The organism is Actinomyces oris (genome assembly GCF_006546825.1).
GTDB classification, from domain to species: domain Bacteria; phylum Actinomycetota; class Actinomycetes; order Actinomycetales; family Actinomycetaceae; genus Actinomyces; species Actinomyces oris.
In genome coordinates this window covers 483,508-496,899 of record NZ_VICC01000001.1, presented here as the reverse complement: position 1 = coordinate 496,899, position 13,392 = coordinate 483,508, and the positions used below count along the sequence as shown (strand labels likewise).

The 13,392-nt window shown below is 70.9% G+C and carries 12 protein-coding genes; 5 read left to right on the top strand and 7 right to left on the bottom strand.

What is annotated here, in order from left to right; translation table 11 throughout:
* Positions 1-159: 159 nt before the first annotated feature.
* Positions 160-1,770, bottom strand: coding sequence for a cation:proton antiporter (locus FK267_RS02080; protein WP_141406059.1), 1,611 nt, complete (start codon positions 1,768-1,770; stop codon positions 160-162).
* 193 nt (positions 1,771-1,963) lie between these two features.
* On the opposite strand from FK267_RS02080, the gene FK267_RS02075 reads away from it, so the two are divergent.
* The 5 genes from FK267_RS02075 (at position 1,964) to FK267_RS02055 (ending at position 5,066) form a co-directional block, all read left to right on the top strand.
* Positions 1,964-2,194 carry a hypothetical protein gene (locus FK267_RS02075; RefSeq protein ID WP_040322114.1) on the top strand — a complete coding sequence of 77 codons (231 nt, stop codon included), beginning with the start codon at positions 1,964-1,966 and terminating at the stop codon, positions 2,192-2,194.
* Complete coding sequence (locus FK267_RS02070) at positions 2,181-2,621, top strand: TA system VapC family ribonuclease toxin (protein ID WP_075378948.1); 441 nt, start codon at positions 2,181-2,183, stop codon at positions 2,619-2,621. The genes FK267_RS02075 and FK267_RS02070 overlap by 14 nt, the downstream gene beginning before the upstream one ends.
* A gap of 90 nt (positions 2,622-2,711) precedes the next feature.
* Complete coding sequence (locus FK267_RS02065) at positions 2,712-4,058, top strand: DUF4921 family protein (RefSeq protein WP_070513756.1); 1,347 nt, start codon at positions 2,712-2,714, stop codon at positions 4,056-4,058.
* Positions 4,059-4,248: 190 nt separating this feature from the next.
* Positions 4,249-4,554, top strand: a complete 306-nt coding sequence (locus FK267_RS02060) for a type II toxin-antitoxin system TacA family antitoxin (protein WP_070513754.1) — start codon at positions 4,249-4,251, stop codon at positions 4,552-4,554.
* Positions 4,551-5,066 carry a GNAT family N-acetyltransferase gene (locus FK267_RS02055; RefSeq protein WP_070513752.1) on the top strand — a complete coding sequence of 172 codons (516 nt, stop codon included), beginning with the start codon at positions 4,551-4,553 and terminating at the stop codon, positions 5,064-5,066. Before FK267_RS02060 ends, FK267_RS02055 begins: the two co-directional genes overlap by 4 nt.
* Positions 5,067-5,138: 72 nt before the next feature.
* Here the strand turns inward: FK267_RS02055 and FK267_RS02050 are convergent, their stop codons facing one another.
* From FK267_RS02050 to FK267_RS02025, 6 genes are all read right to left on the bottom strand, one after another.
* Entirely contained in the window at positions 5,139-6,005 is an 867-nt protein-coding gene (locus tag FK267_RS02050; protein WP_101587627.1) for a glutathione S-transferase C-terminal domain-containing protein, read from the bottom strand.
* 314 nt (positions 6,006-6,319) lie between these two features.
* Positions 6,320-9,355, bottom strand: a complete 3,036-nt coding sequence (locus tag FK267_RS02045) for a hypothetical protein (protein ID WP_141406057.1) — start codon at positions 9,353-9,355, stop codon at positions 6,320-6,322.
* Positions 9,356-9,744: 389 nt separating this feature from the next.
* Positions 9,745-10,596, bottom strand: a complete 852-nt coding sequence (locus FK267_RS02040; RefSeq protein WP_101587623.1) for a hypothetical protein — start codon at positions 10,594-10,596, stop codon at positions 9,745-9,747.
* Positions 10,596-11,036, bottom strand: a complete 441-nt coding sequence (locus FK267_RS02035; protein ID WP_141406055.1) for a YbjN domain-containing protein — start codon at positions 11,034-11,036, stop codon at positions 10,596-10,598. Before FK267_RS02035 ends, FK267_RS02040 begins: the two co-directional genes overlap by 1 nt.
* Before the next feature lie 123 nt (positions 11,037-11,159).
* Complete coding sequence (locus FK267_RS02030) at positions 11,160-11,651, bottom strand: hypothetical protein (protein WP_141406054.1); 492 nt, start codon at positions 11,649-11,651, stop codon at positions 11,160-11,162.
* A gap of 161 nt (positions 11,652-11,812) precedes the next feature.
* Positions 11,813-12,868, bottom strand: coding sequence for a hypothetical protein (locus FK267_RS02025; protein ID WP_040322109.1), 1,056 nt, complete (start codon positions 12,866-12,868; stop codon positions 11,813-11,815).
* Positions 12,869-13,392: the final 524 nt, after the last annotated feature.

Here is a 13,392-nt window from a genome sequence, read left to right as displayed (position 1 = left end):
GCCCCGTCGGGGACATTCTGCGCCGCCGGGTGCGTGTCCTTCCGGGCGGGGGCATTCGACGCCGTCGGGGACCGAAATCCTGTCACCGAACGCGCGAGACGTCCCCGGCTGGAGTGGAACGTCCCCGGCCGCGTGAGATGTCCCCGTCGGCAAGTACCGTCACTCGCTGCGGGGCCGACGTCGTCGAGCCGCCCGGGAGGTACCGCCGTGTCTGCGCACACGGTGCCAGCGCTCGCGCCACAGGGCGTGATCCTGCTCGATCTCGGCCAGGCGTGCGGCCAGGCGGTGCGACTCCTCCAGCGACAGCCCTCGGGCGTGCATCCCCAGTTCGGCCAGGCGCGCCATCGCCGGTGTCGCCTGCTCGCGCAGGTCGGGCAGGCCCACCAGGTCGGGCTGCGCCGGCCGCCTCACGCCTGTCGCCGGGGTGCGCTCCCCCGCCGGCAGCCTGATACCACTGGGCGGCGACGCCGGTCGGCGCGGCTCCGAGACCTGCTCGCCGACCGGGGCCGTGGCCTCCTCGGGGGTGCGTCCGTCGGGGGCGGCCGGCCCCTGGACCACGCGCATCACCTCGTTGGCCGGCACGTGGTCGCTCCGGTGGCCCAGCGCCAGCCCGGCGGCCGGCAGGACCAGTACCGACAGCACCCCGGCCAGCACGAGGGTGGAGGCGAAGGAGGTCGACATGGCCCCCGCACTGACCGCCACCTGGGTGACAGCCACGATGATGGGCAGGGCGGTCGTCGAGTAGACGGCGATCTGGAGGCTCTGGCGCATCGAGTAGATGCGCGTGCCGTCCCTGCGGCGCTCCGCCCGGGAGGCCAGCCACACCGGCACGCCCCGCACGAGCACCAGCAGCACGAAGAAGGCCAGGAGGTTGACCAGGTCCCCGGCGTCGAGCCCGGCCTCGATGCCCATGCCGGAGGTGACGAAGAAGATCGGGACGAAGAACCCGTAGGCCAGCCCGTCGAGCTTTTCCTCGAACTCGGCATCCCCCTCGGGCAGCGCGTGACGCAGGACGAAGCCGGCGGCGAAGGCCCCCAGGATGACGTCGAGGTCGAAGATGGCGGCGATAGCGCACAGCCCCACCAGGAGCAGGACGGTGGCCCGGATGGTGGTCTGCGCCGTCGTCGAGGCCCCCAGATGGATGGCCTCGACCAGGCGGCGCCCCACGCGCTTGACGCGGCTGGTGAAGCGGACGATGAGCAGGGTGATGATGAGGAAGACGCCCAGGATCACCATGCTCGCCCAGGTGGAGCGCGATCCCAGCAGCAGCGCCATGACGAGGATCGGCCCGACCTCGCCGACGGCGCCGTGGTTGAGGATCGAGGCGCCCACCGCCGTGGGCAGCAGACCGCGGTCGCGCAGGATCGGCAGGATCGTGCCGATGGCCGTGGAGGTCATGGCGGTGGCGATGGCGATGCCGTTGGCCGACGCCGCCCCTCCGGTCACCCCGATGACGCTGACCGCACCGAAAGCCAGCCCCAGTGAGAGTAACCAGGCGACGGCGGCGTGGCGCCCGCCCGCCCCGCGCAGCTCGTTGATGTCGATCTCGTAGCCGGCCATGAGGAAGAGGAAGGCGACGCCGAGCTCGCGCAGCAGCTCGATCGAGGAGTCCTCAACGGCCAGCCCCAAGCCGTGGGGACCGATGAGCATCCCGCCCAGGATGAGCAGAACGACCTCGGGCACGAGCCGCTTGGGGATGGTCCAGGAGATCAGCGGCGCCACGAAGGCCACCGCGACGATGAGCAGCAGGGAGGTGAAGACCTCGGCCATATCGTCTCCTTGTCTCCAGTCGGGTACGGGGGTGCAGAGGATGGGGGAAGTGCGGGGCGCAGGGCCGGGCCCGGCGCAGGTCCGCACGAGCCTGTGAGACTACCCCGACCTCGGCCGGCCGGGCCCGCCGTCAGAATCCACAACAGTTCATCGGCTCATTGATGACGTGATGCGCTGGTGCGATCATGATCGTATGAGGACGACACTTGAGATCGACGACCGGGTCCTGTCCCTGGCTCGTGAACGCGCTCATCGCGACGGAGTGTCACTCGGACGCGCCGTGTCCGATCTCGCGCTCCAAGGAATCTCCCACGGGAGCCGCACCAGCAGGCACGGGATCCCCTTGTTCTTCCCGCCCGCAGGCCAGCAGGCTCATGTGGTGACGCCAGAGCTCATCGAGCAGTACCGAGATGACGACCACTGATCGCCTGCGACTGCTTGACGTCAATGTCCTCGTGGCGTTGTCACTGCCCAACCATGCGCACCATGAGGTGGTCAGCGCCTGGTTCGACGGTGTGGATCAGTGGGCGACCTGTTCCATCACCCAAGCCGCCTACCTGCGTCTCCTCATGAATCCTCGAGTCACCGGATTCGAGATCGCGGCCGCTGATGTGCTCTCCGGACTCGGTGAGCTGACATCGCTTGACGATCACGTGTTCCTTGTCGACGACGCCCCTCCTGCTGAGCCGTCCATCAGCTTTTCGAGGCTGAAGGGCCCAAAACAGGTCACCGACCTGCACCTGGTGGACCTCGCGGCACGTCACAACGCTGTTCTCGCCACCATGGACGGACGCATGGTGCAGGCGCTCACGTCACAGGATCGACGACATATCGAGATCATTCCCCTGTAGGCAGGACTCGCCCCGTCCACAGAGGCCGGCCGGGTCCACCATCGGGGCCGCCGGGCGCGCGAAAGCGGCGTAAGGCGTCACAATGGAAGCATGCTCATGCCGTACTCACCCTCCGCCGAACCACTCACGCGCCTGGCCGACGGGACGGTCAAGCAGATCAGCCCCTTCACCGGAACTGAGGTGTGGACCGTGCCGGGCCGCGCCAACCGCCCCATCTCGCACCCGGTGGCCGAGGTCCGCCCGCTGGAGGAGGCCGACCGCACCCACAGCTGTGCCTTCTGCTCGGCGCGCTACCTGGAGACGCCCCCGGAGAAGGCGCGCGTCGTGCGCGGGGCCGACGGCGGTTTCGAGCGCCTCGACGCCGTCGCCGCCTCCGCCCTGTTCGACACGGTGGCCGAGTTCCGGCGGGTGCCCAACCTGTTCGAGATCCTCTCCTTCGACTACTGGCACATCAACCACGGCTACGAGATCCCCGACGCCGCCCGCGAGCGCATGGAGGCCTACCTGGCTGACCCGGTCGGCGTCGAGCACGTGGAGCGGGTGGCTCGCACCAAGCTGGCGGCCGCGGGCGCGGACCCGGACTCCTGGGACTCGATGGACGAGCGGACCCGCCACACCTTCCTGGCGGCCTTCTTCGCCGGGGGCCATGACGTCATCATCGGTCGGCGCCATTTCACCGACGACGCTCACGACACCACGGGCTTGGCCGGCTCGGGGACGCTGAGCGTGGCCGAGCACCGCGCCTACACGCGCCTGGCGATCCACGCGATGCACAGCCTGTACGAGGCCAACCGGTGGGTGCGCTACGTGGCCGTCTTCCAGAACTGGCTGCGGCCGGCCGGGGCGAGCTTCGACCACCTGCACAAGCAGCTGGTGGGCATCGACGAGCGCGGGGTGACCAGCCAGCTGGAGCTGCAGAAGGTGCGGGCCAACCCCAACCTGTACAACGAGATGGCGGTGGACTACGCCGCCTACCAGGGGCTGCTGGTGGCGAGCAACGAGCACGCGGTGGCCTTCGCCGGGTTCGGGCACCGCTACCCGACGCTGGAGGTGTACTCGACGTCGGCCATGCCCGAGCCGTGGCTCATGAGCCGTGAGGAGGTCGACGCCGTCTCCGACCTGGTGCAAGCCCTGCACGCGGCCACGGGCGCGGACGTGCCCAGCAACGAGGAGTGGCATCACAAGCCGCTCGACGTGGACCAGCCCATGCCCTGGCACATCACGCTCAAGTGGCGGGTCTCCACCCTGGCGGGCTTCGAGGGCGGCACGAAGATCTACCTCAACACCATCGACCCGTGGACGCTGCGCGACCGCGTGGTGGCGCGTCTGGAGGATCTGCGGGCCGACCGGCTCATCGCACCGATGGCCGTGGGCGAGGAGTGCCCGACGACGCCCAACCGGCTCCTGTACAACCCGGTCCTCACCGCCCGGCCGTAGCAGCCAGCAGGCCCGGGCCGACGCCGCGGCCCCTCTCCGGCTCGGCGCAGGACCGGCACGGCCTTCAGCAGCCGAGGGCGCTGCGCTCCTCCGGCCCCACCCAGCCCGAGCACCCACACCGTACCGTCGCTGACCTTGCACACCCTCCCACCTGTACGTACATTATCCGTACCACCAAGGAGGCCAAAGCATGCCGATCTCAACAGCCCGCAGAACCCAGAGAATCGATCTACGCGCCACGCCGCGCCAGGAGACCCTGATTCAGCAAGCAGCCTCCCAGACGGACCGCTCCGTCAGCGAGTTCATCCTGTCCTCAGCAACGCTCGAAGCTGAACGCGTCCTTGCCGACCGCCGCTGGTTCTCCGTGACGTCAGAGCAGTTCGATGCCATCGAGGCCGTACTGGACGCTCCGTTGGAGGAGACGTCCCGCTTCGCCCGCCTGTGGAACCGCCCCTCACCCTTCGGGACCCGCATCAACCTTGACGACGAATCGTGAGTACCGGAGCTCTCGAGTCCCCGCGGCGCCTCGTCCGCCAGGACGTCACGGCCGGTTTCCGCAGCGGGGCCACCGAGCTGGATGACTGGTTCCAGCGCTACGCGTGGCAGAACCAGAAGGCCAACAACGCCGTCGTATACATCACCGCCCAGGATGACGTCATTCTCGGTTATTACGCCATCACGACGGCCACATACTCCCGCGACGATGCGCCCCAGGGACTCAACCACCGCAGCCGCCCTGAGGAGATCCCGTGCATCCTCCTGGCCCGGCTCGCGGTGGACGAGCGGGCTCAGGGGCGGGGCGTTGGCGCAGCACTGCTCAAGGACGCGATCGAGCGGTGCTACAGGCTCAGCCGAGAAGTGGGCGCCGCCGCCCTCATCGTGCACTGCCGAGATGAGCAGGCGCGCGCCTTCTACCTCGCCAACGGCGACTTTCTTCCCTCACCGGCCAACGCCTTGCACCTGCTGCTGTCCATGAAGCAGTTGAGCCGGATGCTCGAGTCCTCCTGACCCGAACCGGCCACAAGAGCCGAGGGCGAGGACGGCTCGACGTCGTCGGCCCGGCGCCGACCCGACGCGCCTTCAGCAGCCGAGGGCGCTGCGCTCCTCCGACCCCACCCAGCCCGAACGGCTCTCCAGGGCGCGGAACCAGCGGGCCAGCGCCGGCCAGAAGGAGATCGACGGCGCCTCCCCGCCGGGGTAGTGCTGGCGCCCGCCGTACTCGTAGGACTGGACGGTGGTGAACAGGCGGATGTCGCTTCCGGTGGGCTTGTCGCCGCACAGGTACTGGCCGATGGCGACGACGGCGGACAGGGCCGGCCCGTCGAGCATCGTCAGGCCGTCCTCGCGGGAGGCCTCCATCCGTGTGGCCCGGGCCAGGAGAGTGTCGATGACGTCGAAGCCCACGAGGACGCCGTTGGCCGCCGCCGCGGCCTTCTCCGGGTCCTGGGAGTGGGTGGCCACCGCATGGCCGACGTTGATCTGCGAGCCGATCCAGGCGTCCCAGGCGTCGGTGGAGTTGCGGCGGTTGAGCGGGTAGAGGTCCGGGGCGCCCTCGCGGTGGAGGTCCCACCAGGCGGTGGACAGGTCGAAGAGCAGGTCGCCGGAGTCGTCGCTGACGACCTGGCCGGTGGTGGTGTCCACGAGGGCCGGGACGGTGGGGGGAGGCGTGTAGCCGGGGGTCTTCTCGTAGACCTCAGCCAGGGAGCGGGCGCCGAGCGCCGGATCCACGCCGGGCTCGCCGTCGGGGCCGGTCAGCTCCCAGTATCCGTCGGCGCCCTTGCCGTAGCTCCAGGACACGGGGATCGCCTCGGTCAGGCCCAGCAGGCGCCGGGCGATGAGAACGCGGCGGCACCACGGGCAGGCCCCCGACGCCACGAGTCGGTAGCGCCCCGCCTCCACGGGAAGGTCGCCGCTGGGTGAGAATCGGTGTGAGACTGCGATGGCCAAGGGGTGCCTCCCGGAAGGGTCGTCGAGGGGTCGTGATGCCCAAGGCTAATCATTCCTCGCATATCGGCCGCCGTCACCCGATTCACACGGGGCGGAATCCTCCACCCCGCGCCCGCCGACGCCGGATCGTCCTCACTGACCGGGGACATTCTGCGCGTCGGGGTGCACTATCTCTTAGCCGGGGACAAACTGCGCGTGCGGGGACAGGAATCCGGTCCCCGACGGCGTCGAACGCCCCCGCCCGGAACGACACGCACCCGGCCGCGTCGAATGTCCCCGGCCGCAGGCAACAGCGGCAGAGCCCGCGCCTCACGTCAGCGCAGCGTCTCCTCCACGGAGGCCACGAACTCCAGGGCGTCGTGACCGTCCCAGTGCGGCTCGCCCAGCAGGTCGCGCACACGGGCGCAGGCGGCCAGGGCCTCATCGCGCTCGCCGCGCTCGGCGTGCAGGCGGGCCAGCATGCACAGGGCACGCGACGCCGAGTCGCGGTCCTCGGTGTCCATGTAGCCGTCGTATGCGGATTCGCAGTGCTGGACGGCCTGCCAGTTCTGGCCGGTACGCCACAGGATCCAGGCCATGTCGTCGTGCCAGTCGCCGATCTCCCAGGCCGAGGAGTAGCCCTCGGTGTCGGCCACGCCGGCGAAGGCCTGACGGGCCTCCTCCATGATCTGGCGGGCCTCGTCGAGCCGTCCCCGGGCCATAGGCAGGGTGAGGTCATCCACCAGCGCCCGCGCCGAGCGGCGCAGCGCCCGCCCCCGGTCCAGGCAGCCCTGGTCGGTGCGGGTGTCCTCCAGGTCGGCGGCCTGACGGAACAGGGCGGCGGCGCCCACATTGTCCTTGAGGTTGGAGGCGGCCATCGCCGCGTGCGAGAGGTACTCCCCCGCCAGCGCCCGGCGCCCCTGCTCCTGCAGGATGCGGGCGGCGGCCAGCGAGTGCTCGGCGACGCTCTCCTCCTCACCCATGGCCATGCCGGTCTGGGCCAGGAGCCGGTGCAGGTAGAGGGCGACGCTCTTGGCCCCGGTGCGCTGGGCCAGGGACAGCGCGGACTCCAGGACCTCGGCGCTCTCCAGGTAGCGCTCGGAGGACTCCAGCGCCGAGCCCAGGGACAGCAGGGAGGCCACGGCGTAGAGGGTGATGCCGGCGGCCAGCATGATGTTGGCCTGCTCGCGGAACTGGGCGATGGCCTCGTCGAACTGGCCCACCTCCATCGAGGAGATGCCCAGCAGGCGCCGACCGCGGGCGGCCAGGACCGGGGAGACCTTCTCGTGGCGGCGCATGACCTCCTCGGCCAGCAGGCAGCCGTTGTAGACGTCGCCGCACTCGGCCAGGACCTCGGCGCGCGCCATGTCGAGAATGTCCTCCATCCGCTCGGCATGGCGGTCCTCGGGGACGGCCTCAGCGGCGCGGGCGACGACCTGGATCGCCCCGAGCGCCTCGTCCTTGGCATGCAGGTCGGTGAGGACCGAGGCCCCCACGAGCAGGGCGTCGGCGGCCAGGACGAGGGAGTCGGTGCCCCCGGGGTCGAGCAGCTCGGTGGACACCAGGTCCTCGACCTGAGCCTCGATCTGCCCGATGAGCGAGGTGGCCCGCTGCAGGCGCTCATCGCGCACGGCGTCCTGGGATAACTCGGCGATGGAGTCGGCGGTGATCTCGTTGTCGAGGTTGAGCAGGTCCACGTAGTAGGCGCCCAGCGGCCCGAAGGCCAGCTCGATGAGGGGGCGGATCCGCAGGCGCTCGGCGATGGCCTCATCCATCTCGGTGCGGCAGGTCAGGGCGGCGGCCCGCAGCAGTCCCGTGTGGTACTCCAGTCCCGGAATCTCCTCACCGATCGGGGGCAGCAGGTCGCGCGTGGCCACCTGGTCGACGACGTACCAGTAGTCCATCGTCGAGGAGCCGATGGTGCGGCGGTGGTCGACGTAGCGGCGCACCGCCTCCTCGCCGTTGCGCACCGGCCGGGGCCGCACGAGGTCCACCAGGGGGAAGGGTGCATCGCCGCTCTGGTGGCTGGTGGCGGCGCGGGCGCGTCTGCCAGCCGCCTCCCGGCTCGACGACGTCGCGCGGGGCGCGTGCTCCTGGACCAGGCCGTCGTCGTCGGCCACGAGGCCCAGGAGGGAGGCGACGTCGGGTGCGGCGCCGTCCTCGTCCACGGTCAGGCTCGTCTGGGCCGCCTCGGGCAGCTCCTCGGAGGGCTCCAGGAGGTCGACCTCCACGCCCAGCCCGTGGACCGCGCCGGGGGCGGCGTCGAAGGCGGCCCGGGCCAGGGAGCGCTCCAGGTGGTCGGAGATGGTGGAGTTGCCGTTGCGCGTGTCGAACTGCTGGGCCAGGCGCCGCGCCCAGCCGGTCATCTCGGCGTAGACGCGCGAGATGGTGGTGGAGGCATCCAGTCCCGGCAGCGGGTACCACAGGTCGGCGGCCGGGACCTCGACGCCGAGGGCCTCCTCGCCGCGGCCGGCCCGCTCGGCCTCGCGCAGCACCAGGCTCATGCCGCGCAGGGCCGACAGCAGCACGTAGGCGGACTCGGCCTGGGCCAGCCAGGACAGGTGGCGGCGCAGGAGCTCCAGGCCCCGGTCCACCCGCCCCACGAGGGCCAGGTACTCCAGGTGGTAGGCCAGGGAGATGAGGGCCTTGGGGTTGCGGCGGATCTCCCGGTAGGAGCGCAGGTGCGCCTCCCAGGCCGCCCGGGGCCGGCCGGAGGCCAGCAGGGGCAGTAGCACGAGGGACTGCGTGGTCTGGGGCTGCACGGAGCAGCTGACAGCGCCGGTCAGCACGGGCACGGCGGTGGCCACGGCCAGCTCCCAGGCCTCGGTGCGGTAGGCGAAGGCAACCTGACGCATGGGGTCACAGCCCTCGCAGTCGGCGTTCTCGTCGCGGTGGGTGGCCCGCCAGGCGGCCAGCTCCTCGGCGGCCTCCTCCTCGAGCCCCAGCAGGCCGGCGACCGAGGCGCGCTCACCGTGGACGACGTGCATGGAGGCACCCCCGGAGCGGTAGAACTCCTCAAGACTGGCCTCGAGCTGGCGCACCTTGTCCTTGGAGACCCGGGGGTTGGCGCCCGCCACGGCCACCGCCCACTTGAAGTGCCAGTGCAGGGTGCGCACCTGGGCGTCGTCGAAGGCCTCGGGGCGGCGCTGGTAGCGGCCGAGGTTCCACGAGAAGGGTGCCAGCGCCTTCCACGCCTCGTTGCCCTGCTGGTAGGCCTCGGTCAGGGCCAGCCGGGTGGCGATCCGCAGGTCCTCGTCGCCCAGTGCGTCCGCCCAGCTGACGGCCTCCGCGATGAGGGCCGAGGTCTGGGGGCCGTGGCCGAGGGCATCGGCGTAGGCCAGACGCTCGAGGATGTCTTCGCGTGTGGTCATGGAGTCTGTCCTTCCGGGCGGAGCCTGACGTTGCACCGTCATGAGGCGAAGGCTTCCACCGTGTGCTGCAAGAACGCACGGAATGCGCTCCGCCGACCCCAGGGACGCCGTGGGTGGAGCGTCGTCCCGCACCGCTCACCGGTGAACGGCGGCATGGGCATCTCGGGCTCCTTTCGTCCAGAGGGCGGTTGTCCGACGTCCAGTGTTACCGAACAGTTATAGAATCCGCTACTGCAACGGCCAGCGGCAACTCGGCCGCGGGGCATGTCGGGGTCGGGAGCCACCGCCCGCCCCGGCCGGCTCCAGGACCGGGCTCCCCGACGCCGACTCCCGCCACTCCAGTATTTCCAACGGATGTCGCCGCTCCGGGTCTGCGAGGCCGACGCGCGCTAGGACACCAGCAGGGGCTTGGGGGTGTCGGTTGTCTCAGCCCCGGTTCCGCCCTCAGCATCACCCGGGGCTGCGGGGACCGGCCCGTCGACGACGGCGGCCATCTCCACCGTCGCATCGGCCCGGCCCGCAGCCGTACCGGCAGCCGCGCTCCGCGTCGTCGCCGCCACAGGAGTCTGCGCGCTGTCCCGGGTGGACTCGCCTCCCGCGACCTCAGCAGTGTCGGCGGTACCGACGGTCCCGGCGGCCCGGTCGGGCCGGGGTGCCTCGGGCAGGGCGATCACGGTCGCCCCGCCACCCTCTCCCTCAGTGGCGATCTCACCGACGGTCTCCGGCCCGCTCTCAGCCCGGGGCGCGCTCTCGGCCTCCGGCCCGACGTCGGGCCGCCTGTCGGCAGCGGCGTCCTGGGCGGCCAGAAGGCCGAGGACCTCGCGCAGGGCCTGATCGACGCCGTCGAGGATGAAGTCCAGGGTGCCGGCCAGCTGGGCGTCGTCGAGCCCGGCCCCGATGTTGGTGAGGACCTCGGCGCACAGGCTCAGGCCGGCGTCGTCGACCTCGGTGTAGAAGGCGGGGATGAGCCGGCCGCTGGAGACCTCCTGGGCCACGGCGCGCACCCGGGAGAGCTCCGCGGAGCCCGGCCGGGTGGCGGCGAGCCGGTGGTGGGCGCGCACGGCGAGGATCCGGCGGTCCACCACCATGAGCACGTAGTCGAATCCGGCCACCGAGAAGTGCACCACCCCCTCGGACAGATCGAGGTCGTAGCGGTGGCCGCGCACGGCCAGCCAGGCGGCGAGCCGCCTGAGGGTCACAGTCGGGGTCACCGACCCCTCCGGCTGATTCCACCAGGCCATCAGTCCTCCTCCCAGGTGACGAGCTCGGGGAAGCGCTCCTCCACCGTGGAGAAGAAGGCGCGGGTCATGCCCAGGCCCATGTCCATGAAGGCGTCGAGCTGGGCCTGGCTCATGCCCGCTCCGACATAGGCCACCATCTGGGTGCTCAGCAGGAGGTGGCCGGGGTCGTGGGCGGGGGTGACGGCCAGGTCCGGGCCGTAGGTGGAGCGGTGCTGGGTATCGATGAAGGCGCGCATCTCGTCGAGGCGCGCGGCCGCCGGGCGCCCGCGCCACATGCCGGCCACGACGAGGGCGTCCTCCTCATCATGCAGGTAGACGCCGATGTCGCAGCCCGGGAAGCCCATGAAGACGGCGCCGTCCTCCTCGGGGCCGGCGGTGATGTCGTGCCGGGACAACCAGGTCTCGACCCGCTCTAAGGTCAGAGCCGGTTGGGCGCTCATGGGATCCCTCGCCTCCTACCCGGTACGGGATGTGATGCGGATTCGGTGCGGATGGCGCCGCTTGGGGGTGCGGCGCGCAGCTGGTGAGCCGGCTCGGGGCCGGTTCAGGCGCAGGGCGGGCCGTCAGAACTCGATGTCGGAGGCGATGTCCGCGACCGTGTCGACCTGGCCGGCGCCGGCCTGTGTGCTGCGCACGCTACCCGCTGAAGCCCCCCGACCCCTAGTCGAGCGCGGGGCGCCGACGGCGTCGGAGCGGTTCCCGGTAGCCGGGCCCGCTGCGCCCGCCGGTCCGGCGGGGCCCCGAGAGGCGGCGGGGGCACCAGGCCCCTCCGGGAGTCGTGCCAGCGCCTGGTCCAGGGATCGCCCCAGGACGCCGGAGGCCGACTCGGCCAGGGTCAGGCAGCGCGAGTCCATCTGCTCGGAGGCCTTGTATCCGCGGCGGCCGGCGGCCGGGCTACGTCGCCCTTTGCCTGCGCGCGCGGTGGGCTCGGTGCGCCCGGTGCGGGAGCGCTGAGCAGCACCCGAGGAGGCGGCCCCCGCTCTCCCGTCCGCCTTGACACCGGATGACCGGGAGAAGGAGGCGCTGTCTTGGGACTTCTTGCGGAAGCCGACCATGGTGGTCCTTTCGGGAACGGTTCCGAGCGGCGTCGGGCCGCCCGGGGGACGAAGAGCTGACAGGCCGACGGGACGACGAAGGAGTCGCGCGATGCGCCGTCGGGCTCAAGCCGTCTGCGCGCCGCCTGCGTGCCAGGCCGGGCGGACGGCGGGTGGGAACGCTAGCGGGGCACCTCGCAGGAGAGCTGGTCGGCGGCATGGGCCTGCTGGCTCCACAGCTCCTCGGTGAAGGTGTTGTCCAGGATGGAGCGGGCCAGCGGGTCGTCGGGGCGCATGATGTCGCGCACCGTCTGCAGGATGAGCTCGCGGCGGTCCTCGAGGCCCTCCTGGCCCAGGATCTGGGCCGAGCGGCCCAGGCCGCCCATGAAGTTGACGTACTCCATGGCGTGGTACTGGGGGGAGACCTCGTCGGGGCGCAGCTGGTGGGTGCGGGTCTCCAGCGCCTTGCGCACGTCGCGGCGCAGGGCCTCCTGGCCGCCCTGGGAGCGCACGTAGAAGGGCAGCAGCCGGTTCATCATGAGGTGGTGGGCGATGGCGTAGTCGACGTAGTAGAAGAAGGCCAGGCCCACCCCCTCCTCGGCGGCCTGCTCCGACTCGGACTTCTGCCACTCGGCGTAGCAGGTGGTCTTGGCGACCTCCTTGGCCCAGGTGGGCGCGGCCGCCATGGCCTCGGTGGGCTGGAAGGCCACGCGCGACTTGCAGCGCGGGCAGGTGATGAACACCGGCATGTGGTAGAGCTCGGGCAGCGGCACCGGGTCGCCGCACTTGTCGCAGGTGAAGGAGAACTGGGCCTGGCGCCAGTCGGTCATGGCGCGGTTCCACTCCTCGCGGGCCTGCTCGGCACGGCCGGGGGCGAAGACCTCCTCGATGATGTTGCGCAGGCGCACCTCGAAGCTGCCCACGAGGTTGGCCGCGTCCTGGAGGCGGGCGGAGAGCTGACGGTCCTCGTCGATGGACAGGTCGGCGTCGATGTCCAGGAAGGGGGCGAAGTGCTTGGCGAAGACCCGCTGGGCCTTGGTGTGCAGGAACATGATCTGGGCCTCGACCTCCGAGCGGAAGGCTGAGACGGAGGCCGGGTCAGTGATCTGCATCTCCATCGCGGTGCGGGCCGAGCTGACGCCGAACTCCCGGGCGCGAGCCTCCAACCGGTCCAGATAGGTGCTCAGGCGCTGAGTGAGTGCCTGAAGCCGCCGGTAGTAGCGGACGTAGGCGGACATGTCAGGCTCCTTGCGGTGGAGGATCGGGATTATCACTGAGGAAGGCGCCGATTGCCGAGGAGGGAGACACGCGACCCCGGGGCCGGCGACAACGCCGACGCACGAGCCCAGCGCAGAGGCGCCCACGGCTGCCAGCACTGTGGATGCTACTCAACTGGAGACTTCAACTGCGACCTGTTCGTGATCTTTTGGCATCGCCAGGCTCGACATCCGGGCAGGACTCCCCCTTGCCATTCCTCCGACGCTATGGCTTCTCGCCCGCCCACAACGGCGGCGCCACACAGGAGAAAAGTCCTGGTGGAGGCCGTGCCGGGGCGAGCCGGGAAACGCCAGCAAGTGACAAGGATCACGGCGTCACTGCGGGCGCAATCCGCCCTGCTGGGACGCGCGGCGAGACCTTTCCGTGATCGGCAGGTGGCCCAACGGCGTTTAACCGCGCGATCGTAGGGTAGGTCGCGAGATCGTGCCCTTAACCCTCGATCCCGAGGCACAAGGTACGAACGCGACGGCGGGGGCCGGCGGCG